The sequence below is a fragment of the Crocosphaera sp. UHCC 0190 genome, assembly GCF_034932065.1.
Taxonomy (GTDB): Bacteria; Cyanobacteriota; Cyanobacteriia; order Cyanobacteriales; family Microcystaceae; genus UHCC-0190.
Genome location: NZ_JAYGHP010000002.1, coordinates 16,989 through 40,770, shown reverse-complemented (window position 1 = coordinate 40,770; position 23,782 = coordinate 16,989). Strand labels below are relative to the sequence as shown.

Here is a 23,782-nt window from a genome sequence, read left to right as displayed (position 1 = left end):
TATTATGTTTATTGTGTTGAGTGAGTAGTTGTTTTTTTATGTCTGTCAACTTGCTCCTTAAGTTCCCCAATATTGTTAAGTAATTTTTCTTGGGTGAGTTGTTCTTGTTCTTTGGTGGTTAACCACTTCAGTTGAACCATCTTGTTTTCTGCTTCCTCATCTCCCAAAACCAAACAAGCGATCGCCCCACTGCGATCGGCCCGTTTAAACTGCTTACCAAAAGCACTCCCACTCATATCTAATTCCACCGTTAAGCCCTCAAAACGCAACTTTTGGGCTAAGATTAACCCCTGGGCCTCTGCGGCTTCTCCCCGCGAAACAATGTAGAGATCTGGAGACATTTGGGGGGATGTTTTCAATTGTTTCAGCAAAATAATTAAGCGTTCCATGCCGATCGCCCATCCCACCGCCGGAGTTTGGCCCCCGCCTAATTCTGCCACTAACCCATCATAACGCCCACCTCCGCACACGGTTGCTTGGGCCCCCAAATCATCGGATTGAATTTCAAAGGCAGTATGGGTATAGTAATCTAAGCCTCGCACTAAACAAGGATTTAAGTGATATTCAATGCCTAAATCAGTTAATAATTGTTGGACTTGCTCAAAATGTTTATGAGACTCCTTACCTAAATATTGCAAGATATTGGGCGCATTTTGATTAATTTCTTTAGTACGTTGATCCTTACTATCTAAAATGCGTAAGGGGTTCCGTTCTAAACGATCTTGAGAGTCGGGATCTAATTCATCTTTATAAGGTAAAAAATAGTTAACTAACGCCTCTCGATACTGTTGTCGATCGCTGCGATCGCCCACGGAATTAATATCTAATTTTAAACTTTGTAAACCCAAAGCTTTGAGAATATCCGTTGCTAAGGCGATCGCTTCCACATCAGCCCTCGGATCACCCGTGCCGATTAATTCTAACCCAATTTGATGAAATTGTCGCTGACGACCCGCTTGAGGTCGTTCATAACGAAACATCGGGCCACAATACCAAAGACGTTGTACCCCACCTGCGGCATAGAGGTTATTTTGTAAAAAAGCACGCACGACCCCTGCAGTTCCTTCAGGACGGAGAGTTACAGAGCGATCGCCCCGGTCAGTAAAAGTATACATTTCCTTACCTACCACGTCCGTCCCTTCCCCGATACCCCGTTCAAAGAGAGAGGTTTGCTCAAAAATGGGGGGACGAATTTCTTGATACATAGCGCGACTGAGAATTTGAGTGGCAATAGTTTCCACATATTGCCAATAACCAATCTCCTCTGGCAGAATATCCTTTGTACCTGGTAGTGTTTGAATTGTACCCATTGGGGTTAACTTGACCTTAAAAACCGCTAGGATAAAAATCATACCATCAATCAGCAACGCCCAAAATGCTAATCGGGGACAATTTCAACCACTAAGACCACCAGATGCCTCTGTAATGGACTCCGCAATCTGTAGCCCGCCATACAGTGCGATCAGCACTCCCATCACACCTGCAAGAATTGCCTTAGATTCCGGATCTTCATCCATCCGCACTGCGAAGGCGCAGATCCGACTAAGGTAATTACAGATATTGCTAGTCTGATCAAGGATTGCTTCGGTACGATTCCTTGATGCTGGATAACTCGAAAGCTCGGAGAAATGGTAACAAGTCGGTACTAATGCCAAGACAGCAATCGTAGCATCAAACCCTGTTCCTATTTTTTTCGTCTTCGTCGTTAGAGATTGGAGCTCGGCGGCATCTGTAATCCCACGTTTTTTGGCAATAACCTTAGGTGCAAGAAAGAATACTACCTGACCTAATAGGGTGGCACCGGTGCTGACAGTGGAGATTTTTGACATCACGGCATTCTGAATCGGATATGGTCCTGCTAGAACTGCTGAGAATCCAGCTGCCATACCCCCTACGACTCCTGATATACCTACCGCCGTTTCATACTCACTGTTACCTTGATCCGATAACGCATCTGCCACTGCCAATACAGCAGAGATTAAACCAACAACACCACCAATCGTATGCCCTACAAGGAAAATAGCATTCTGCGCATTTTCTGGGAGCTTGATAGGCACAAACGGTGACTCCTGTTTACCTGAATCATCTGCCGATGCTACCGCGATTGACATCATTGGTTTTATGCCAATTGACATCATTGATTCTATTTCGTAAGGAGCTACCGAGTGTATTTCACCTCCACCACCACCTGTGTTCCTACTAGCAAACGCCGTCCGCAACGAGTCAAGATCCTTTGCTGCAAGAATCTTGTCGCTGAATCCGTCATTCGACGAGAAGGGAGCAGCATTTTTAATCCCCTTATAAACCAAGGTTGCAGGAACTGCGCCAATCATCATAATCACGTCAAGCATGGAGAATGAAATTTTTATCCCGACATCTTCCAAAATATCCGAGAGGACAGGAATCCAAATCGGAGTATCCAGTGCTTCGACGACGGCTCGTGCGAGAATAACAAAGACATCAATGAGGAGATCTACCAGATCCTCCGTGCTATTTAACAGTGCATCTACAACAATTGCTGTGAGTTTTTTCAGCACATCACTAAGTGAAAGTGACTCATATTGAGAATTCCCTATCAACTCGGACTGAATTCGATTCACTGCATCAATTAATACATTACCTTCGTCCTCTAATGCCTGAACGGCACGATTGAGCAAATCGTCAATTACATCTACAGCAGCACTACTAGATCCTTGACTTTGGCTATTCGGGGCATTATGAACGAAATGCTGAAAGAGGAACATGGCAGGTGAAGTAAAAACTTCCCCAATATCAGTTATTGCTTGTAGATAACCGAGAGGATGACTGCTATTTTCTACACTTGGTTGCCAGTCATCGTGCTTGATTCCTGCCCAGTCATCTACTGTATTTTTAGCCTCAGTAATCAAACCGTTGAAGTCTGTTTTAAAGCCTTCAATACCATCAAGTACATGATCGAAATAGAGAAGGAGAAGTTTCTTGAATACATCTTTGGTGCGGACAAAATCTTCCCAATTGAATAGGAATTTTAAATAGTCAATAAGATCGCCAATAAAAGTCTTGATGGCGTTAAAAACAAGTTCAAGGGCGTGGGCTACTTTTTCAGCACAATCAATGACAAATCGATAGGCTTTTTCACCAATTTTGGCAATAAAATGCCAAGCATCTTCTGCCGCCACAATAAAGACATGAAAGACTTCTTTCCCAATATTTTCAAAAAAGCTAATAACATCCCCTGCCGCAACCTCAATCGCACTGGTAAAGTCACTGAAGCCGTTGCTAGTAGAAAAATTATGGGCGGGAAGTGCAACCGCATTAGCACCAGTAAAAGCGTTAACAGAATTTGGTTCAACTGCTAAAGCAAAAATCTGACTATGAGGAACAGCAGATAAGGATGAAGTAGTTGTAGGAGTTGCAGTTTTGACAGAACCATCAGCAGGTAGAGATTGTGAAACTGTTGCAAGTTGTTTGATGGAATCGACAACAGCTTGTTTGTCAGCATCGCTGGTAGAGGATGAAACTAAGGTTTTAGGTGTAGAACCAATTGCTCCATACTCAATCTTGGCATTATTTAACTTTTCTACACTATCGAGTTGTTCAACTTTTTCCCTTGGTTTATCCATCGGGTTAATGCTGATCACCTTACCATCATTTCCATAAATCTTGAAACAAGATCCTTTGAGACTACTGACTTTTTCAACAATGGTGATTCCTCCCATTGAGTCGGAAGTAATCTCAATCGGTTCTTTATCCAAAACATAGTAACGATTATTAATATAAACACTACAACGATCAAGAGAACCTAATTTGATTTTAGCCTCAGATATAGGGGAATTTTTATCGTCAGCAATATGAATCCTTGTTGTATAAGAGTTAAATTTTAAGGATGTAGCGTCTTGTTGTAGAGGAGGCAATAAAATATCATGATATTTCCAGATAGTTGTTTCTGGAGATTGGACAGCTTTCTTTAACTGATTACCACCGACATGAGCGAAAAAAGTATTACCATCATTGACACAGTTGACATAAGGAGTCACTTGTTCAACTCCATTTAAAAGAGCAAGAGGATAGCTCCAAGCAGAGGGATTTTTGATATTCGTCTTGCTACAAGTTGTATAAAAAATTTCCTGCTCCCTGTTCAAACCCCAAACAATAACTTTAGAATCAGTTGTGTGAACGAATAACTTTTGGACATCAAGGAAAATATCATTTTCAAAAACCTTGATCCCCTCTTTCTCACCTTGTTGTTGATTGTAGGGGAAATAATAAAGTGCTTTATCACCAGCAACAAAAAGATCCGTAAAGTTGCCATCAGCTGCTGATCCTACCGCAATCGCAGAAGCAGAGGGTGGTGTAACTAACCTGACAGGATTGGCAGGAGCGCGAAGTTCAAAAGGGTTATAGAGAGGCGTATAAATGAGTTCAAGCTTGTTATCTATATCGCCCAAAGTATAAATTCCTTCAACTCGTTCTCTTGATCTTTTACCTAGACAACTTTTGATTTGATCTGGCTCTAGATTGGCAGGTAAATCATGGGCATTCCAGAACTGTCCTGTGATTTTTTTTGTGGGATCGATATAATATCTGAAAACAAATTTTTGAGTATCATCTGGATTCTTGATGATATCAATAACAATATATTCCCCATTATGCGATTGAGCAATATAAATGTCATTAATTGCAATTTTTGAAAAAGAATGGTTTTTATCGTCAAATGGCATAATTAGCCAGTTAATCTTTTGACTCCATGAAATATCGGAATTTGAATTGTTCTGTGCCAGATATAAATAATCTTGTCCATCCACAGTGATTGCTAAAGCAATGTCAACGTTATCATTATTTATACTTTGTGAAACAGCAAAGGTTTTGGCAACGACAGGTAATCCGTTATGATATTGAGACAAGGTACTACTTAAATCGGTTTTTTCCCAGCCTGTAGCATGATCTACCGATTCTTTTGTTAAGTAAAAAACATTATCTGTTCCAATCGAAAAAAGTAGGGAATGCCCCTCATTAGTTTGCAGTGCTTCAAACTGTGCATCTGGTGCAACAACTTCAGCCTGCTTGTAATTCTGCATTAATTCTGACGAAAAAGTGATTTTGACTGACATAATTTTTCTCCTTGATGTTACATGAACTTTTTGATTTTTATTAGGGAAATGTTTGATTAGAATAGAGAAGATTCTTCTGGATCTACATAGGTGATATGGGCAACTAGATCCTGATTATCTGAAAAATAAACATCCTTAAAGATAAAAGTTTTCCCACCCGGAAATACCCAGACACCAGATCCTCTTAACATTTCTAAAATTTCTTGCTCATGTTTGTCAAGGAAATCTTTTAGATGAGTCCAAAAAATTTTTACCTTATCGACCACACCATTAATTTGCCCTAAAGTAACAAATTTAGACCAACCACTGGGATCGATATTATCTGAAAGATCGGAAAAATGTGGAGAACCTGTTGTTAAAGTAATGGTTAGATTTCCTGATTGATCGACTCCTATTTGGTAAGATGTTTCCGTTTGGTATTTGACAAAATTTCCCTCTGTCACTCCTCCGTATAGATTGATATGAACATAGGCAGTTGCTGTTGTTACAGTCCTGATAATGTTGTTCTCTAGATAGATATCGCTTTGAAGACTATTGGTTAAAGTTATATTCCCCCAATTTGGCCCAAAAGTATCGCTATCGTGGGCACTGCGTGAATAAGAAAAAGTCAATACCTTAGATGTGCCATCATTGACTACTTGATAAGTTTGCGGAGTAGTTTCGCTCTTGTAACTGCAATTCCATTCTATTTTGATAAGATTGACATGAATACTGCAACTGGGTATAAGACAAACGCTTTTGAGAGATGGGGATAATTGCTGATTAAGGAAAGAGGCAAAAATTCCCTTCTTAATTGTCATCGTGCCAGCATAATCACTTTCTTCCGATTTCTTAACCCAATTCCATCCAAATTCAACAGGAGCAGGCATATGGTGATTGTCAGACATCACCAAATAATTCAAGGTGTACAGGTCGTGACTTTTCGTTGGCACTCCATTTTCATCACGGAACGGAGACACCATGAAGGTTAAATCTGTAGGAATAATAGAAGAAGATGTTGTTGATGGCTTTGTGGGCTTAACCGAATATCCCAAGAGAATATTTCCATCGGGGTTAGCAGGATCTTTGCTCTGCTCCTGCAATTGTTTAAAGTAGGAACTTATAAACACCCGTGTTAGATATATATAAGCGGTGCTGGTATTTTCTAAACCCACAACCGTAGGAGGAGATTCCAAGCCAGCCGTATTCAAATCAAGATATAATTGTTGAACACTAAACGCTGAATCTTTGTTTAAGTTTTTAACTTTTCTTTGTACACTCTCTGGTAAATGACTAAAAGCACTATCACTCGAATTCAAATCTAACTTCACATTAAACTGAAATACCCAAGGTGCAGGTGCATCTGCTTGGGATAGATTAGTCCAAGAATAGCCACGTCGTTGAGGTTCGGCATTTAATATCCTGAAGTCCTTGAAAAACAGATTATAGGTAACGATAACTGAACCTTTATCTAAAATGATCACATTTGGGATTGATTCAAGAGGGAAATCAGGAAGTCCCATTGTGGCTTTGAAGGCAAACGAAAAATACTTATCGTAGGCTTTATCAGCAGCAGCTTTCTGAGCAGCAGTTTGATTAGTGGTGGGAATAGAGAATAGATCCATACCCGCTATTTTGGATAATTGATCATAATCCCCAGGAACATCTGTATAAGTCCCATCACTTTGCTCTTGGGATACATAGCAACTAATAAAGTCCTTGCCCTCGAATTTATCCAAAAATTGTTTCATCGTCGCATTAATGGACTCTTGTGTTGTCGAAACAACCAAGTCATATCCATATTGGGGCAGAGATAAGTTTGATTCATGTCCAGACATTTTAATTTTCTCCGTTGTTTAACGTTTTGCCTTAAAATACGGGTCTTGCCCAATTGTAACAAGAGAATGGCCCAATTTTGGTCAATTCTCTTGTTACAATTGATCTAGTCAGTTATCGCCACGGATAGGAGACTTGATATCATGCAACCTATATATATTCCCCATTTACTGCAAATCCCTAATAGAACCCAAACCCTTCTCTTAGATGATATTGTCCCTGGCTTAGACACCTTGACTCCAGTTCGTGGGAAAGTGTTAATTAGACATGGTGGTACGTTTCTAGAGATTGGACTCAGGGTAGAAACCATTATGACCTTAAGCTGCGATCGCTGTCTACAACAGTATAATCATCGCCTAACCCTTGATACATCAGAAATTATTTGGTTAGATAAAAATGCTGATCTTCCTCAAAACTTTCCCCAAGAGAGAGAAATTGCCTGGGAAGATTTATCAGAAACCCTGTCCCCCGAAGGACATTTTGATCCCAATAGTTGGCTCTATGAGCAATTATCCTTAGCCATTCCCCTCAGACAATTATGTGGTAAAAATTGTCAAGCTCCAAGGACACAACCTGATGAAAACCCAACTATAATTGATAGTCGCTGGTCTTCTTTGGAGTCTTTAAAAGGACAACTACCACAATAAATTATCCCTCAATTCTAGAACCATGAATTAATATATTTTTTTTATATTTTAGCATTGACTTGGAATTTTGTCTAAGTTATATTATTAGAATAAATCCCTTAAATTTAAGTATAAAACCAGGTAATTTCCACAGTTTTACCTCCTATGATTAATTGTATAAGCGTTCAGCGCATTAGTTTCTGTTTAGGGACTCTGGGGAGTCTCTTAACATCTGTTCCCAGTATCGCTGCTGAATTCCGCACCATTGACGGGACAAATAATAACCCCTTAGACTTAGGTGCAGCCAATACCCAACTGCTACGCCTAGCCTCGCCCCAGTATCAAGATGGAATTTCAGAACCGAGAGGAGATATTAACCTACCAAATCCTCGCGCTATTAGTAATGGAATAGCGGCACAATCAAGTTTAATTCCTAATAGTTTGCAGGCGAGTAATTGGATTTGGCAATGGGGACAATTTATCGATCATGATCTTGATTTGACCCCAGCTAATACTACCTCACCAGAACTGTTTAATATTCCCGTCCCCACAGGTGATCCGTTTTTTGATCCCAACAGTACCGGAAACCAAGTAATTGGCTTTGAACGCTCTATTTTTGATGAAAATAGTAATCCTCGCCAACAAATTAACCAGATTACCTCCTTTATTGACGCTTCTAATATTTATGGTTCCGATGTAACTAGGGCTAACGAACTGAGAGGTAGCAATGGCACACTGATGATGAGTGTCGCCGATAATGGGGAAGGCCTCTCAATGCTGGATGCCAATCAAAATTTCATCTCTGGTGATATCAGGGCTAATGAACAAATCGCCTTAACCGCCACTCATTCCCTATTTAATCGAGAACATAATCGACTGGTGGGAAGCATCAAACAGCGTCTAGATGACGGTGAAACTGCCTTAGTTGATGAGTTTAATCATTCAGGGTTGAGTGAGGATGACTTTTTCTATGAAGCAGCGAGAAAAGTCCTAGGGGCCGAGATCCAAAAAATCACCTATGAGGAATATCTCCCCATCCTATTAGGGCCGAATGCTTTATCATCCTTTACAGGTTATAACGCTCTGGTTAATCCGAGCATTAGTAACGAATTTTCAACGGCCGCTTTTCGGGTTGGCCACACCCTACTCTCTCCTACTCTACTACGACTTAACAATGATGGAACTGTCGCGGATGAGGGAAATATAGCCCTACGGGATGCTTTTAATAACCCCGATCAACTCAAACAATTTGGGGCAGACTCCTTATTATTAGGGTTAGCTTCGGCCAACGCCCAAGAAGTGGATACCCTGATCATCGATGATGTCAGAAATTTCCTGTTTGGACAACCTGGGATGGGGGGGATGGATTTAGCTTCTTTGAATATACAACGGGGGCGAGATCATGGTATTCCTGATCTTAATACTGTTCGTTTAGCCCTTGGTTTATTACCCTATAGCAGCTTTTTAGAGTTAACGGGAGGAGATGTAGACTTAGCTAATGCTTTTGAGTCAATTTATGGGTCAATTAATGAAGTAGATCTTTGGATCGCGGGACTAGCGGAAACCCATTTTAATGGGGGTTTAGTGGGGGAAACTTTCTTTGCTATTATCAAAGATCAATTTGAGAGACTGCGGGACGGTGATCGCTTTTTCTATCAAAATGCCGATGAATTAGCGGATATTTTGCTATTCGATCCTGACTTTAATAACACTACCCTATCTAACATTATCCAACGCAATACTAGCATTACTAACCTTCAGGAAAATGTGTTTATCTATGTTAGTACCCCTGAGTCTTCCCCTGTCTTCTCCTTGCTTCTTTTCGGTATTTGTGGGGCAATGGGGTTGAAGGTAAATCGAACAAAAATAGTGATTAGTCGGGAGGGTAAATGCCCACCCAATCTAAAGAATGATTAAAAAAATTAAGAAAGTAGCCCTTTTTGGTGGCACTCATGGCAATGAAATGACCGGAATCTATTTAATTAAAAAGTTTCTCAAAAATCCTCATTTAATTGAGCGATCAACTTTTGATATTTTCCCCTTTTTAGCTAATCCTAAAGCCATTGATTTAAGGGTAAGATATGTTGATACCGACTTAAATAGATGTTTTGATCAGCGAGATATTGACAATTTAGATCATGGCCTTTATGAGCAACTTTTAGCGAAAACAATTTATCAAAAACTGATCAAAAATCAGATTCAATTTCTCATTGATTTACATAGCACAACTTCCCAAATGGGACTAAGTATTATTCTCTCTGATACTAATTCTTTTCATTTATGTTTAGTCAGTTATTTAAGTTCAATTTATCCTGAACTTAAGGTTTTATATTATCGTTCAGAACGAGAAAACCTTTTATTAAGAAGTAGTACCGAGTTAGGACTTACTATTGAAGTTGGGCCAGTTGCTCAAGGAATTTTAGATGCTACCTTATTTAGTCAAACAGAACAACTTATTTATAGTTTATTAGATTATTTAGATAACTATAATCAAGAAGAAATCGCAGATTTACCCAGAAAATTAACTTATTACGAAGTATTTAAAACCATTGATTATCCCCGTAATCATCAAGAGATAACAGGAATGATTCATCCCACACTGCAATTTAAAGATTATCAACCTCTTAATCCTGGCGATCCCTTATTTATTACCTTTGATGGAGAAACCATTACTTATGAAGGAGATACTACAGTTTATCCTGTCTTTATTAATGAATCAGCTTATTATGAAAAAAGTATTGCTATGTGTTTGACAGAAAAGCGAGAAGTAACGGTAAATATGAATCAAGAATAGTTCTCCTATTCATTCGATTTGTTAATAATATCAACTAAAATACTAATAGTTTCCTCTAGTTGTTGTACTTTATTTTCAAGGGTGTTAACTCTGTCATCTAAGCTAAATTTTTTATCTGGTAATTGATTATTGATGCTCCAAAACTCAGATTAATTAGCAAGAGAAACCCCAGAAGTGAGAGCTAATAAGTTACAAACTTCCTGATCGCTGGTTTGAGAAAAATCATCATACCAAAGACTGATAGAATTAAGATTATCTGGCTTTTCTAAACAAACTACTTGAGCAACTTCAAGCTCTAATTGGCGACAAACAGAGGGAGGCGCAACAGGAACCGCTACAATAATTTTTTGAGGATGTTGTTGCTTTAAAATAGCGATCGCAGCTTTAATCGTTGAGCCTGTGGCAATACCATCATCCACAAGTATAATGGTTTGGTGGGTAATCGTTGGCCAGGGTTTATCCCCGCGATAAACCAGTTCACGACGCGCTAATTCAAGCTTTTCTTCTTGAGTAACTTTTTCAATAATACTTGGTGAGAGATTTAACCAGTTCACCACATTATAATTAATGATTCTCACCCCACCAGAAGCGATCGCACCCATAGCCAATTCTCGGCGATCAGGAACCCCCAATTTTCTCACTAAACAAACATCCAAGGGAAGATTTAGTTTTTTAGCAATTTCAAACGCTACGGGAACCCCACCCCTCGGCAACGCTAAAACTAAGACATCCTTGCGGTTTTTAAACTCCGTTAGGCGAGTAGCTAACTGTTGCCCTGCTTCTGGGCGATCATGAAACCTAGTATTCATAGTGGTTATAACCTCTTGAACAGCAATTATGCAACAACACCACCCGTAGGAGTAATACCCCAAAACAACACTCAAGCCCTCTTGATGTAGAGACAGACAAGACTCTAAACCTTCATATTCCACTTTCAGATTAGCATTTTTTGGGAGAATTTTATGTTAAAAAATATCAAGTTTTGGGCAAAAAACAAGTTTAAATAGAGAATAGCCAATTACTCATAAGTTCTTGAGAATTGCTATATTTAATGGGATAGTTAGCTGATTGTTCATGACCGAATCTAAACCCGTTTCTCTCACCCCCAAATCTCGGCTCAGTCGTTTTTCCTTGAATAGTTGGACAGCACTGGTAATCATCATTGCCGCTTTAATTGCCACACCGATTTTATTTGTTGTTAGTAGCCTTTTTACCAATGCTCAAGCCGTCTGGCAACACTTAGCTGCAACCGTCCTCACGGATTATATTATCAACTCTCTGTTGCTGATGTTTGGCGTTGGGGTAGGGGTACTGATGATGGGAGTCTCAACCGCTTGGTTAGTCACCTTATGTCGCTTTTGGGGATGTAGTTGGTTTGAATGGTTATTGTTACTTCCTTTGTCTGCCCCTGCCTATTTATTAGCTTACACTTATACGAATATGCTGGACTATTATGGCCCAGTACAAATCACCCTGCGTCAGTGGTTTGGATGGAGTAATGTTAATGATTATTGGTTCCCTGATATTCGTTCTTTATGGGGAGCAATAATCATGTTAATTCTAGTGCTTTATCCCTATGTTTATTTACTAGCACGGACTGCTTTTTTAGAACAATCTATCTGCACCTTAGAAGCGAGTCGTTCTTTAGGATGTAGCCCTTGGCAAAGCTTTTTTAAAGTGGCTCTTCCCTTAGCTCGTCCTGCTATTATGGCGGGGTTGGCTTTAGCTTTGATGGAAACCCTTAATGATTTTGGAACAGTACAATATTTTGGCGTAAATACGTTTACTACTGGAATTTATAGTACCTGGTTTGGATTAGGGGAACGGCAAGCAGCAGCGCAATTAGCCGCATTTTTAATGTTGTTTATTGTGGGATTAATTACCCTAGAATTATGGTCACGTCGTCAAGCTCGTTATTATCAAACCAGTAGTCCTCAGCTTCATTTACCACGATATCAACTGAATTCATGGCGAGCAATTATTGCCTGGTTTGTTTGTTTTTTACCCTTCTTTGGCGGATTTTTAGTTCCGGCAATTTATTTGATTCATTTAGTCATTGCCAATGCCACTGATGCCCTGGCTAATAATTTTTGGCAGTTGGCAAGTCATAGTTTAATTGTGGCGGTTATTACTGCGATCGCTGGGTTACTTCTTGCCTTAATTATGGCCTATGGACAGCGATTACAAAACAATCTTTTTATGAAGATTAGTATTAGAATTGCTGCCTTGGGTTATGCTATTCCTGGCTCGGTTATTGCGGTGGGAATTTTAATTCCCGTGGGGAAATTGGATAATGCGATCGCTAATTTTATCCAACATACTTTTAATCTAAAAATCGGGTTATTAATTAGTGGTACTATTGTCGCTTTAATTTATGCTTATTTAGTGCGTTTTTTACCCGTTGCATTTGGGGCAGTAGAGTCGAGTTTAGGGAAAATAAAACCAAGTTTAGATGATGCAGCCAGAAGTTTAGGCTCAACCCCTAGCAATATTTTAGTTAAGGTACATACTCCCTTAATGACAGGGGGAATGTTAACCTCAATTATGTTAGTATTTGTCGATGTTATGAAGGAATTACCTGCCACTTTGGTTATTCGTCCTTTTAACTTTGATACTTTAGCAATTAGAGTTTATCAATATGCCTCGGATGAACGTTTACCAGAGGCAGCAGCCCCCGCTTTAGCCATTGTTTTAGTTGGCATGATTCCGGTCATTTTTCTGAGTTGGCAACTGGCTAAATCAAGACGAATGGATTAAGGTTTTTTGCGATAAGTTTTGCAGAAAAATGCTTAACTATTAGACATTTTTTTTAAGGCTGCAAGCGCGTGTAATTGAACGGATTTTTCTGGATCTTTGGCCAGTTTATTCAAGGACTTAATTGCCATTGAATCACCCAATTCCCCTAAAGATAATGCAACAGATTGTTTAATTATTTTATCCCTAATAACGGGTTTATCTAAAGATAAAAAATCCATTAATATTTGAGTTGCTTTAAGTTTTAAATGCTCCTGGTTTTGTGTTCCTAATATCACAATAATTTCTTGGCATATTTCTGATTTTTCCTTTAATAATGCTTGTTGTAAATAGTCTAAAGCTTGAGGGTTTTCTGTCCAATTTAAGGCTTTTATGACTTCTTTTTTGAGCATTGGGGGAGTTAGTTCAGAACTAAGAACTTGAGATAAAGCTTCCGTTGCTTCTTGATCTTTCATTCTTCCTAATGCGAAAGCAGCTTGTTGACAGACTTCTAAATTAAGATCATAAAGTAAAGGTTTTATCTGTTTAATAAACTCAAATTTTTCTTTGAATTCTGGCTGCATTTCCAAAGCAATAATCCCTTCTTTACGAATTGAAAAGATAGGATCTTTTAACGCTTTTATAAAGATAGGAATTAGTTGAGAATCATGAAAACTCCCTAAAGATTCAATGGCGATCGCACGAATTTCTGGGTTAGAATCATCTACGACTTTTAAGAGGGGTAAAATAGTTTCTGAATGACGAATTTGTGCTAACGCTTTCACAGCTAATAATTTAGAGGAATCATCCATTAATAATTGTTCTAAGTTATTAATAGCAGCAATTCCCATATTTCCTAATGCTTCTGCTGCTATCTCTAATAGTTCTTCTTCTTCTGTTGTTTGTAGTAAGTTAACGAAAGCAATTATAATTTTTGTGTCGTTAAATTTTCCTAAAATACGTCCCACAAACCAACGATATTCTGTCTCAATTTCCTCATTTTCTAAGATATTTAATAATGGATCAATGATAGAATCTCCTAATTTTGGCAACAGGTTTGCTACTTCCCAACGTTGTTGAAAATCTCCAGTTTCTAGAAGATATAATCCTAATTCAATGGGGTCAAATTCTTGGATTTTGGAACTATAAACAACCGACGTAAATTGTTGTAATGTTAGGTTATTATCCATAGAAAAAGTCTGTTTATAATTCATTGATTTTTAGATTATTTATACTTTTAGAAAAATAATTGCTGAAAAGTTTGGCATGAATTTGAAAAAGAGAAAGAAATCAAGAAAAGATTACTTAATACTTTGATTGGCTGCTTTTGTTAAAACATCCTCCATCCAACGATTAATACTTTTACCTTCTTTTGTTGCAGCAATGGTGATTTTTCGGTGAGTTTCTGGAGTTGTCCGAAAATGAAACTTGCCAGAAAATGGCTTATCAGGAGATTGCCCTATTTCCTCACAAAATTCTAAATAATCATCAATAGAATTATAAAACTCTTGACGTGCTTCTTCAATAGTTTGTCCTTGAAATGTAATAACATCTTTAATATCAAGAACACGACCAAACAATATACTACTGTCAAGATCGATATCAATATGACCAGTATAGCCCTTGTAAGTTAACATCGTTTGCATTTTTCCTTTTCGTTGAAACGGCACAATTGAACTAGATAAGTAATTAAGTAACATTAAAGTTAAATGATTCATTTAGAAATATCTGGGGATTTTTTTTGAGTAGGAGGAAACTATAATGGTATCAAAAAATAATACCATTGCCTACAAATAGTACAAATAAACCTTGTATAAGATATTTTTGTACTAATTTTGGGACAAAATACCATTCCCTCTCCTCAAGGGAGTAAGAAATGCAAAAAATACATATTTAAAATGCAAAAAGCGCATTCTAGGTCATGCTTTGTGATATTAGATACAAATTGTCTAGGGTTGAAGGGATTAAATGGGAACAACTTGACCCGATGGAGGTTTTTCCTGTGGTTCAAAGTATTCAACCTCAAACCACCGTATCTTTAAACAAATTTGAAAAACTTAAGGCAGAAAAAGATGGACTAGCGATCAAAGATGAACTGGAATACTTAGCTCAGATCGGTTGGGAAGCGATGGACAAAACCGATCTGGAACATCGTCTTAAATGGCTTGGGGTCTTTTATCGCCCCGTTACTCCCGGCAAGTTCATGTTAAGAATGCGAATACCTAATGGCATTTTAACCAGTGAACAAATGCGAGTTCTCGGTAACATTGTACAGCGATATGGGGACGATGGCAGTGCCGACATTACCACCAGGCAAAATCTGCAATTAAGGGGTATTCGTCTGGAAGATATTCCCGATATTTTCAGTCGTCTGAAGGCAGTTGAGATGACATCTATGCAGTCGGGAATGGATAATGTGCGGAACATTACAGGATCACCTGTTGCGGGGTTAGATCAAGAGGAATTAATTGATACCCGTGAGTTAGTTCAAAAAGTCCAAGACATGATTACCAACAATGGCGAAGGTAATTATGATTTTACTAATCTGCCCCGTAAATTCAATATTGCCATTGAAGGGGGACGAGATAACTCAGTTCATGCAGAAATTAACGATATTGCCTTTGTCCCTGCCTATAAAAATGGTGAATTAGGGTTTAATGTGGTAGTCGGTGGCTTTTTCTCTGCTAAACGTTGTGAAGCGGCTATTCCTCTTAATGTTTGGGTTGCTCCAACCGTAGAAGCAGTTGTTGGTTTATGCCATGCCATTTTAACCGTTTATCGGGAGCATGGTTTACGAGCAAACCGTCAAAAATCCCGTTTAATGTGGTTAATTGATGAATGGGGAATCGATAAATTTCGGGCTGAAGTGGAAGCAGAATTAGGTTATGCTTTGGCAACGGAAGCGGAAAAAGATGCTATTGACTGGGAAAAACGAGATCATCTGGGTATCTTCCCTCAAAAACAAACAGGCTTAAATTATGTTGGCTTGCACGTCCCCGTAGGTCGGTTTTCTGCCCAAGATATGTTAGATTTGGCAAGAATTGCTGAAGTCTATGGCAGTGGAGAGATACGCTTAACCGTTGAGCAAAATGTCATCATTCCTAACATTGCTGAGGACAACTTAGAGACATTTTTAGCTGAACCGATCTTAGAAAAGTTTACCATCAACCCAAAACCCTTACAACGGGCCTTAATTTCCTGTACGGGGGCGCAATTTTGTAACTTTGCTTTAGTAGAAACAAAAAACCGCGCTGTTGCTTTGGCCAAGACTTTGGATGAAACCTTAGATTTACCCCAAACCGTGCGAATTCATTGGACAGGGTGTCCTAACTCCTGCGGACAACCCCAAGTTGCAGATATTGGGTTAATGGGAACCAAAGTCCGCAAAGATGGCAAAACTGTGGAAGGGGTTGACCTGTATATGGGGGGAAAAGTGGGCAAAGATGCTCATTTAGGAACTTGTGTGCAAAAAGGGATTGCCTGTGATGATTTATTACCTGTTTTGTCTGAAATTTTGCTCAAGAATTTCGGCGCAAAACGACGGTAATAAACCCTGTAGGGGCGAACGGCCGTTCACCCCTACGAAAACCTTCACAACTTCACTATCAACTTTAAATCTTGTCTAACTCACTCAATAGAGAGGAAAAAAATTAAATGCTTGGAGAAATGTGGTCCCTACGTGGACGGTATAAAATCCTCCACCTGACTTGGTTTGCTTTCTTTCTGTCCTTTGTGGTGTGGTTTAACCTTGCACCTTTAGCCACTCAAGTTAAAGCTGACTTTGGCTTAGAAGAAGGTCAAATCAGAACCCTGGCTATTTGTAACGTGGCTTTGACGGTTCCGGCCCGGATTATTATTGGGATGCTATTAGATAAATATGGCCCCAGAATCACTTATACTCTGCTGTTAATCTATGCAGCCATTCCCTGTTTAATTTTTGCCACAGCACAGAATTTTAGTCAGTTAGTAATTAGTCGTCTAGCCTTAAGTATTGTGGGTGCAGGGTTTGTCATTGGTATTCGTATGGTAGCAGAATGGTTCCCTCCCAAAGAAATTGGTATCGCTGAAGGAATTTATGGCGGTTGGGGTAACTTTGGCTCTGCGGCGGCGGCTTTTACCTTACCTGCGATCGGCGGTTGGTTGGCTTTTGGTGCAATGACTCCCGCAGGTGTTCCCCTGTTAAACTGGCGAATTTGTATCGCGGGAACGGGTATTATTGCGGCTCTCTACGGCATTTTTTACTATAACAATGTCAAAGATCATCCCCCCGGTAAAACCTATCGTAAGCCCAAAAGTGCCAGAGGTATTGAAGTAACTACAAAGCGGGATTTCTGGTTTTTAATGGTGATGAATGCGCCCTTATCCGGCATTCTCATGGTATTAGCTTGGCGGTTAAAGAAAGTCGGGCTTTATGATGTCAATACGATGTATATTGTTTGGGCCTGTTTAGTCGGTTTATATCTGTTCCAAGCTTATAACTGTTGGGTGGTTAATAAAGACTTGATGACGGGTAAAAAACAGTATCCTGCCAAAGATCGTTACAATTTCTCTCAAGTCGCTATCTTAGAGTTAACCTATTTTGTCAATTTTGGCTCAGAATTAGCGGTTGTTTCCATGCTTCCGGCCTTCTTCCAAGGAACTTTTACCCTAACCCCTGCACAAGCAGGTATGATCGCTTCGAGTTACGCTTTTATGAACTTGATGTCCCGTCCAGGTGGGGGCTTAATTTCTGATAAATTGGGTAGTCGTAAGAATACGATGGCTGTCTTAACTCTGTGTATGGGTATCGGTTATCTGATGTTAGGGAGTGTCGGTAGTGGTTGGTGGCTTCCTGGAGCGATCATTTTAACCATGACTTGTTCTTTCTTTGTGCAAGCAGGAGAAGGGTCTACCTTTGCCATTGTACCCCTAGTTAAACGTCGTATTACGGGTCAGGTTGCCGGGAATGTGGGAGCTTACGGAAATGTCGGTGCAGTGGCTTATTTAACGATTTTTAGCTTATTACCCGAATGGTTAGGGGGAGGCAAAGACCCCAGTACCGCGATCATCGCTCAAGCAAATACCGCCTTTTTCCAGATTATGGGTATCATAGCGGTTACAGTGGCTTTCTTATGCTGGTTTATTCTTAAAGAACCTCATGGATCATTTGCTGAACACCATGAAGGAGAAGCAGAAGGGGAAGAATTTCATCATGAAAGCATCTTAGAAACTGAACCTTCTGTTGATTCTATTGCCAGAGGTTAAATCAATTCAATGATGGATAAGGGCTTAATAATATTAAGCCCCTACGGTTAACGCTTTGCAATTTTTTGAAATACACCATTAATTTGTAGGGGCATGGCGATAATAAGTTAATGGTTTTAAGAGTAAGCTTACTAATGCCATGCCTCTGCCATCGCTTTCATCAATATACTTCTGACTTCTGACTTCAATAAGTGTTCCTGTAACAACCGATGAATAAACCGATAACCCCCACCGACGCGCTGTAATAATAATTGTTCGGTACAATAATCTAAAAAACGGGCATAGTTCCAAGGGGTATAATTATTCATGGTTAAAACTAAGCGCAAATCAGTTTCGTTGGATTACTATGATAAAAGCTAATTTAGATTGGTTATTTGCTAACGATAATAATGTATTTGTTGCGGGGGACTTACTTTGGTATCCCGTAGAAGGTGACAATAAAAAAAGACTTGCACCGGATGTTATGGTAGTATTTGGTCGTACCAAAGGGGAAAGAGATTCCTATCAACAATGGAAAGAGGATAATATTGCGCCTCAAGTGGTATTTGAAATTCTTTCACCAGGGAATACTCAAACTGAAATGAGTCGTAAATTGCTATTTTATGAGCGTTATGGAGTGGAAGAATATTATATTTATGATCCTCATAAAAACGAACTTAGTGGACTGTTACGAGGAGAAGAAGGCTTAGAAATTATTGAAGATATTAATGGTTGGATAAGTCCCCGTTTAGGTATTCGTTTTGAAGTCACAGAACCCGAATTAAAGCTATATTATCCTGATGGTAATAGTTTTACAACTTACACGCAAGAGAAACAACGGGCCGACAAATTAGCAGCTAAATTAAAAGAATTAGGAATTAATCCAGATGAACTTTGACAGAATTTCGGTTAATTTTCTGGGATTAACAATATTAAGCCCAGAAAATTTTTGCTATCAGTTTAAAGCCTTGGTTTCAGTTTGCATCAAATCCCAAAATTCTGAGATATGTCTCATTGATTGAAGATGATAAACTGTCTTAGTGCTTCTCATTTTCATGACATAATCACGGTATTTCGGAGTTAAACGTCTATGACATAACCAAAGGGTACGATAACTGGTAATTGAACTTTTCACAAGAGGACTATTTTCCGGCCAACCTTGAGGGGGAGAGAAAAACCCCGTAACAAATCGTTTACTAACAAACCAAAAATGTAAAGATAAGGGTAGATCAATGTAAACTAAAGTATCTGCTTCTGCCAATCTTAACCAAACCGTTTCTAAACAACCAAATCCGTCAATAATCCATTGATCCTTTGCTATAATTTGCTCATGAATACCCTTATATTCTTCATAAGAAACTTTAGTACCCCCTGGTTGATATTGAATTTTATCCAAGACATAAAGGGGCAAATTGGTAATTTTTGATAATCTCTTGCTTAAGGTTGATTTACCACCGCCAGTATTGCCAAACACTGCTATTTTTTTCATCGGTTTAAATCCTTATCCTACTATCTCAACCTACTCATACAAAGCTTCTAATCTTCATTCCTGAAAACATCTGTGAATATATGAGGTAGTATTGCTAACATTAATTGTATCCAACCCTCTAGGATTCCCTAATTATGACTAACTCTGCAAAAACTCTCTGTCCTTACTGTGGTGTCGGTTGTGGTTTAGAAGTATTACCCCCGGCCCAACCTGGTAAAATGGTTAACCGAGATAGTCAAGGAAACCCTGTCTGGCAAGTAAGAGGCGATCGCAGTCACCCTTCTAGTCAAGGGAAAGTCTGTGTTAAGGGGGCAACGGTGAGCGAGTCTTTAGACAAAGATCGTCTTAAATATCCGATGATGCGGGAATCTTTGGATGATGATTTTCGTCGTGTTAGTTGGGATGAAGCGTTAGAAGCAATCACAAATAGAATTAAAACAGTACGTCTTACCCAAGGGCCTGATGCTTTATGTATGTATGGTTCAGGTCAATTTCAAACGGAAGATTATTATATTGCTCAAAAACTGTTTAAGGGGTTCCTAGGAACGAATAATTTTGATGCTAACTCCCGTCTCTGTATGTCTTCTGCGGTTGCAGGTTATACCCAAAGTTTCGGCAGTGATGGCCCCCCCTGTTGTTATGAAGATTTAGAGTTAACAGACTGCGCTTTTTTGGTGGGAACCAATACAGCAGAATGTCACCCCATTGTTTTTAACCGTCTGCGTGTGCATCATAAAAAGAATCGTAAGGTTAAAATGATTGTGGTTGACCCACGATGTACCCAAACCGCAGAAGCAGCAGATTTACATTTAGCCATTAAACCAGGGACAGATATTGATTTATTTAACGGTATTGCCTATTTATTAATGCGGTGGGGTCGCATTGATACCTTTTTTATTGATGAATGTACCCAAAACTTTTCGGCCTATGCTGAGGTTATCCGTCATTATCCCCCTGAATTAGTGGCCCGTAAATGTGGTATCCCTATTGATGAGTTAGAACAAGCAGCTAAATATTGGGCCGAGTCAGACAGGGTGTTATCTTTATGGTCAATGGGGATGAATCAATCTTCGGAAGGAACGGCTAAGATTCGTACTCTGATCAACCTTCACCTCATGACAGGGGATATCGGTAAACCTGGGGCCGGGCCATTTTCCCTGACGGGTCAGCCTAACGCTATGGGAGGCAGAGAAGCAGGGGGCCTTTGTAATATTTTACCCGGCTATCGTGTTGTTAATAACCCCCAACATCGGGCCGAAGTCGAACAGTTTTGGGGTGTTCCTGGGGGTACTATTCAACCTCAACGGGGTCGCACTGCTTGGGAAATGATCGAAGGGTTAGAAACAGGTGAGGTCGGGTTCTTATGGGTTGCAGCTACTAACCCGGCTGTTACTATGCCTGACATTAAACGTACTCAAAAAGCTTTGAAGCGATCGCCGTTTACAGTCTATCAAGATGCTTACTATCCCACAGAAACCTCAGCCTATGCCCATATTTTACTCCCTGCGGCCCAATGGAGTGAGAAAACAGGAACAATGACCAATTCTGAACGAGTTGTCACTTTATGTCCCCAATTTCGTGACCCCCCAGGGGAAGCAAGGCCAGACTGGGCAATTTTCGCAGAAGTGGGACGACGGTTAGGGTTTGAGGCCCAGTTTAGCTTTAAAAATTCGGCGGCGGTTTATGCTGAATTTGTACAGATCACGGAAGGCCGTCCCTGTGATAGTTCTGGGTTAAGTCATGAACGGTTACACACCTATGGCCCCCTACAATGGCCTTATCCTGATGCTTGGCCCTGTTTGGAAGGAGAAGAATTAACCGCACAAAACCGAACTAATAAGCGACTTTACACAGATTTTCGTTTTAATACCCCAGACGGACGAGCCAAGTTTGCAGCCTATCATTCTAAGGGACTAGCAGAACCTCCTGATGATGCTTATCCCTACGTCTTAACCACAGGCAGATTATACGGTCATTGGCATACCCAAACCCGTACAGGACGCATTCCTAAAATTCAAAAGATGCACCCTGACCCCTTTATGGAAATTCATCCCCATGATGCTGCAAAATTAAACATAGAAGAAAATATGTTGGTTGAAGTGCGATCGCGTCGGGGAATGGCTCGTTTTCCAGCAAAAATCACAAAGGCGATCGCCCCTGGAACCCTATTTGTGCCGATGCACTGGGGCGCACTTTGGGCCGATGATGCAGAAGCTAATGCCTTAACCCATCACGAGTGTTGTCCGAGTTCCTTGCAACCGGAGTTAAAAGCTTGTGCGGTACAGTTGCAGGTTGTTTCTATTTCCCCGCAGGACTCCATAACGTCCCTTCATGGGGAACCGTTGGAGCTTGAGTTAAAGATGAGGCGAGGTTAAACCCATAAATAATCGGCAGAGAACCAAGTACAAATGAACCCAAAACCACCAGGAGAATCATCATCACAGGATTTTCTTTGCGGTGTCGTAGGTTGCCATTGGTCGCAACAATTTGATTTTGATCGTGGCTAAGACCATGAATATTAACGTGCATCTGTTTTTCCTTGTACATCAAATTTCTCTGACTCCATTGTACAAAATGTAGTTAATGTTACTATTTATTTTTACAAACTGTAACCAATGTTACAGAAGTGTTTTAAAAACACAGATTTCTACTATTTCCTAAAAATTTAATAAAAATTTTAGATTTTCAAGTCAGGTTAATTAGTACATTAGTTTTTATTATGCGACTGATTCTGAGATTAAACAGCTAAGTTGTTAGAATAATTGATAGTTAATATTACAAAGAGAGTCAAATCAACATGGTTCAAGCACTCACAAAAACCTATTCTTTTGAGGAATATCTCAAGTATGACCATGTCTGATGATGATTTAAAAAAATTGATTGAATCTAACGCTCGTGCAATTGAAGCATTAACGGATAATTTTGCCTCATTTCAAAAAGAATGGCAAAAAGATAGAAAAGGTATCTATCAATTATTAGGACAATTAACTCGTTCTATGTCAGATTTTTATGAAGTACAATCAGACTTTTATCGACGTTTTGATCAAATAGAAGAAAGACAAGCAAAGATGACTGAAATATTAGAGCGTCTATCTCCTCCTGAAAATGAACAATAAAAACTGTTTATATGGGATTAATATTGGGTTTAACACTTTTAAACCCCTATAAAATATTATAATCATCGTAGGGGCATCATATTATTATGCCCTAATGTTGTTAACTTATTCTTGTTTCTAATGTACGATAATGTTTGTAAATTTCTAGCAGAAAGGTTTAGTCGTGATTTTGCTAATTGGTTATTAAATGAACCCATTGAACTCACAGAACTAAAACCCACAGAACTCTCATTAAATCCTATTAGAGCAGATTCTCTCATTTTTTTGCAATCAGAAGAAATTGTCTTACATATTGAGTCTCAAACCTCACCAGATGAAGATATACCCTTTAGGATGACTGACTATCGTTTACGAGTATATCGTCGTTATCCCAATAAGGAAATGTATCAGGTGGTGATTTATCTAAAACCCAGTAATTCAGAATTAGTGTATCAAAATACCTTTGAGTTAACTAATTTACGCCATCAATTTCATGTTATCCGTCTTTGGGAAGAACCGACAACTATTTTTATGAACACTCCTGGTTTATTACCGTTTGCTGTTCTCAGTCGTACCGATAACCCTACAGAAACCTTAACTCAAATTGCCTCTATTATTGATGATATTCCCAACCGACAAAGACAAAGTGATATTAGTGCCTCCACTGCTATTCTATCTGGGTTAAAATTAGATCAAGAGAGTATTCAACGAATTCTTCGGAGTGATATCATGCGCGAATCAGTTATTTATCAAGAAATTTTCCATGAAGGTGAAATCAAAGCTATCCGAAAAATAGCTTTAAATATGCTCAAAAATAACATGAGTATGGATGACATTGTTAAACTAACCGGATTAACTTTAAAAGAAATTCAACAACTTAGTTTATCTTTGAATCAGGAGGATTAATTTATTTACTT

The 23,782-nt window shown here is 39.2% G+C and carries 17 protein-coding genes and 2 pseudogenes; 10 read left to right on the top strand and 9 right to left on the bottom strand.

The genetic code is table 11. The annotated features are described in order from the left end of the window. Positions 1-8: 8 nt before the first annotated feature. The 3 genes from hisS to VB715_RS03290 all read right to left on the bottom strand — a co-directional run bounded on the left by hisS (position 9) and on the right by VB715_RS03290 (position 6,907). Positions 9-1,310: a histidine--tRNA ligase gene (gene hisS, locus VB715_RS03300; RefSeq protein WP_323299777.1), complete on the bottom strand. Its 1,302-nt coding sequence runs from the start codon at positions 1,308-1,310 to the stop codon at positions 9-11. 84 nt (positions 1,311-1,394) lie between these two features. Further along, the gene (locus VB715_RS03295) at positions 1,395-5,090 is read right to left on the bottom strand and encodes a hypothetical protein (RefSeq protein WP_323299776.1); all 3,696 of its coding nucleotides are present in this window, start codon (positions 5,088-5,090) and stop codon (positions 1,395-1,397) included. A 56-nt stretch (positions 5,091-5,146) separates the two neighbouring features. Beyond that, positions 5,147-6,907, bottom strand: coding sequence for a hypothetical protein (locus VB715_RS03290; protein ID WP_323299775.1), 1,761 nt, complete (start codon positions 6,905-6,907; stop codon positions 5,147-5,149). A 141-nt stretch (positions 6,908-7,048) separates the two neighbouring features. On the opposite strand from VB715_RS03290, the gene VB715_RS03285 reads away from it, so the two are divergent. From VB715_RS03285 to VB715_RS03275, 3 genes are all read left to right on the top strand, one after another. After that, positions 7,049-7,552, top strand: coding sequence for a YceD family protein (locus VB715_RS03285; RefSeq protein ID WP_323299774.1), 504 nt, complete (start codon positions 7,049-7,051; stop codon positions 7,550-7,552). A 144-nt stretch (positions 7,553-7,696) separates the two neighbouring features. Further along, the gene (locus tag VB715_RS03280) at positions 7,697-9,448 is read left to right on the top strand and encodes a peroxidase family protein (RefSeq protein WP_323299773.1); all 1,752 of its coding nucleotides are present in this window, start codon (positions 7,697-7,699) and stop codon (positions 9,446-9,448) included. Then, a complete protein-coding gene (locus tag VB715_RS03275; RefSeq protein WP_323299772.1) occupies positions 9,441-10,325 on the top strand; it encodes an aspartoacylase in 885 nt (294 codons plus the stop codon). Before VB715_RS03280 ends, VB715_RS03275 begins: the two co-directional genes overlap by 8 nt. A 149-nt stretch (positions 10,326-10,474) precedes the next feature. Here the strand turns inward: VB715_RS03275 and VB715_RS03270 are convergent, their stop codons facing one another. Continuing rightward, a complete protein-coding gene (locus tag VB715_RS03270) occupies positions 10,475-11,134 on the bottom strand; it encodes a phosphoribosyltransferase (RefSeq protein WP_323299771.1) in 660 nt (219 codons plus the stop codon). Positions 11,135-11,399: 265 nt separating this feature from the next. Between VB715_RS03270 and VB715_RS03265 the strand changes: the two genes are divergently transcribed. After that, positions 11,400-13,082 carry an iron ABC transporter permease gene (locus VB715_RS03265; RefSeq protein WP_323299770.1) on the top strand — a complete coding sequence of 561 codons (1,683 nt, stop codon included), beginning with the start codon at positions 11,400-11,402 and terminating at the stop codon, positions 13,080-13,082. Between the two features lie 32 nt (positions 13,083-13,114). On the opposite strand, the gene VB715_RS03260 is transcribed toward VB715_RS03265, so the two are convergent. Together VB715_RS03260 and VB715_RS03255 are read right to left on the bottom strand one after the other, a co-directional pair. Then, entirely contained in the window at positions 13,115-14,272 is a 1,158-nt protein-coding gene (locus VB715_RS03260; protein ID WP_323299769.1) for a HEAT repeat domain-containing protein, read from the bottom strand. Between the two features lie 87 nt (positions 14,273-14,359). Continuing rightward, positions 14,360-14,695 (bottom strand): type II toxin-antitoxin system HicB family antitoxin, encoded by a 336-nt coding sequence (locus VB715_RS03255; RefSeq protein WP_323299768.1) that lies wholly within the window; start codon positions 14,693-14,695, stop codon positions 14,360-14,362. A gap of 365 nt (positions 14,696-15,060) precedes the next feature. On the opposite strand from VB715_RS03255, the gene VB715_RS03250 reads away from it, so the two are divergent. Then, on the top strand, positions 15,061-16,605 hold the full coding sequence (locus tag VB715_RS03250; RefSeq protein WP_323299767.1) for a ferredoxin--nitrite reductase: 1,545 nt from the start codon (positions 15,061-15,063) through the stop codon (positions 16,603-16,605). Between the two features lie 107 nt (positions 16,606-16,712). After that, positions 16,713-18,302 (top strand): MFS transporter, encoded by a 1,590-nt coding sequence (locus tag VB715_RS03245; RefSeq protein ID WP_323299766.1) that lies wholly within the window; start codon positions 16,713-16,715, stop codon positions 18,300-18,302. A gap of 131 nt (positions 18,303-18,433) precedes the next feature. Here VB715_RS03245 and VB715_RS03240 read toward each other — a convergent pair whose 3' ends face one another. Next, positions 18,434-18,610 (bottom strand): hypothetical protein, encoded by a 177-nt coding sequence (locus tag VB715_RS03240; RefSeq protein ID WP_323299765.1) that lies wholly within the window; start codon positions 18,608-18,610, stop codon positions 18,434-18,436. Positions 18,611-18,630: 20 nt separating this feature from the next. Between VB715_RS03240 and VB715_RS03235 the strand changes: the two are divergent. Then, positions 18,631-19,179, top strand: a pseudogene (locus tag VB715_RS03235) (Uma2 family endonuclease); the annotation flags it as partial. Between the two features lie 57 nt (positions 19,180-19,236). On the opposite strand, the gene VB715_RS03230 reads toward VB715_RS03235, so the two are convergent. Then, complete coding sequence (locus VB715_RS03230; RefSeq protein ID WP_323299764.1) at positions 19,237-19,770, bottom strand: adenylate kinase; 534 nt, start codon at positions 19,768-19,770, stop codon at positions 19,237-19,239. Positions 19,771-19,904: 134 nt separating this feature from the next. Here VB715_RS03230 and VB715_RS03225 point away from each other — a divergent pair, with 134 nt between their 5' ends. Further along, complete coding sequence (locus VB715_RS03225; RefSeq protein WP_323299763.1) at positions 19,905-22,145, top strand: nitrate reductase; 2,241 nt, start codon at positions 19,905-19,907, stop codon at positions 22,143-22,145. Here the strand turns inward: VB715_RS03225 and VB715_RS03220 are convergent. Continuing rightward, the gene (locus VB715_RS03220; protein ID WP_323299762.1) at positions 22,069-22,317 is read right to left on the bottom strand and encodes a hypothetical protein; all 249 of its coding nucleotides are present in this window, start codon (positions 22,315-22,317) and stop codon (positions 22,069-22,071) included. The genes VB715_RS03225 and VB715_RS03220 overlap by 77 nt on opposite strands. 335 nt (positions 22,318-22,652) lie before the next feature. Here VB715_RS03220 and VB715_RS03215 point away from each other — a divergent pair. Then, positions 22,653-22,886, top strand: a pseudogene (locus VB715_RS03215) (hypothetical protein); the annotation flags it as partial. A 120-nt stretch (positions 22,887-23,006) separates the two neighbouring features. Continuing rightward, positions 23,007-23,771, top strand: coding sequence for an Rpn family recombination-promoting nuclease/putative transposase (locus VB715_RS03210; RefSeq protein ID WP_323299761.1), 765 nt, complete (start codon positions 23,007-23,009; stop codon positions 23,769-23,771). Positions 23,772-23,782 lie beyond the last annotated feature (11 nt).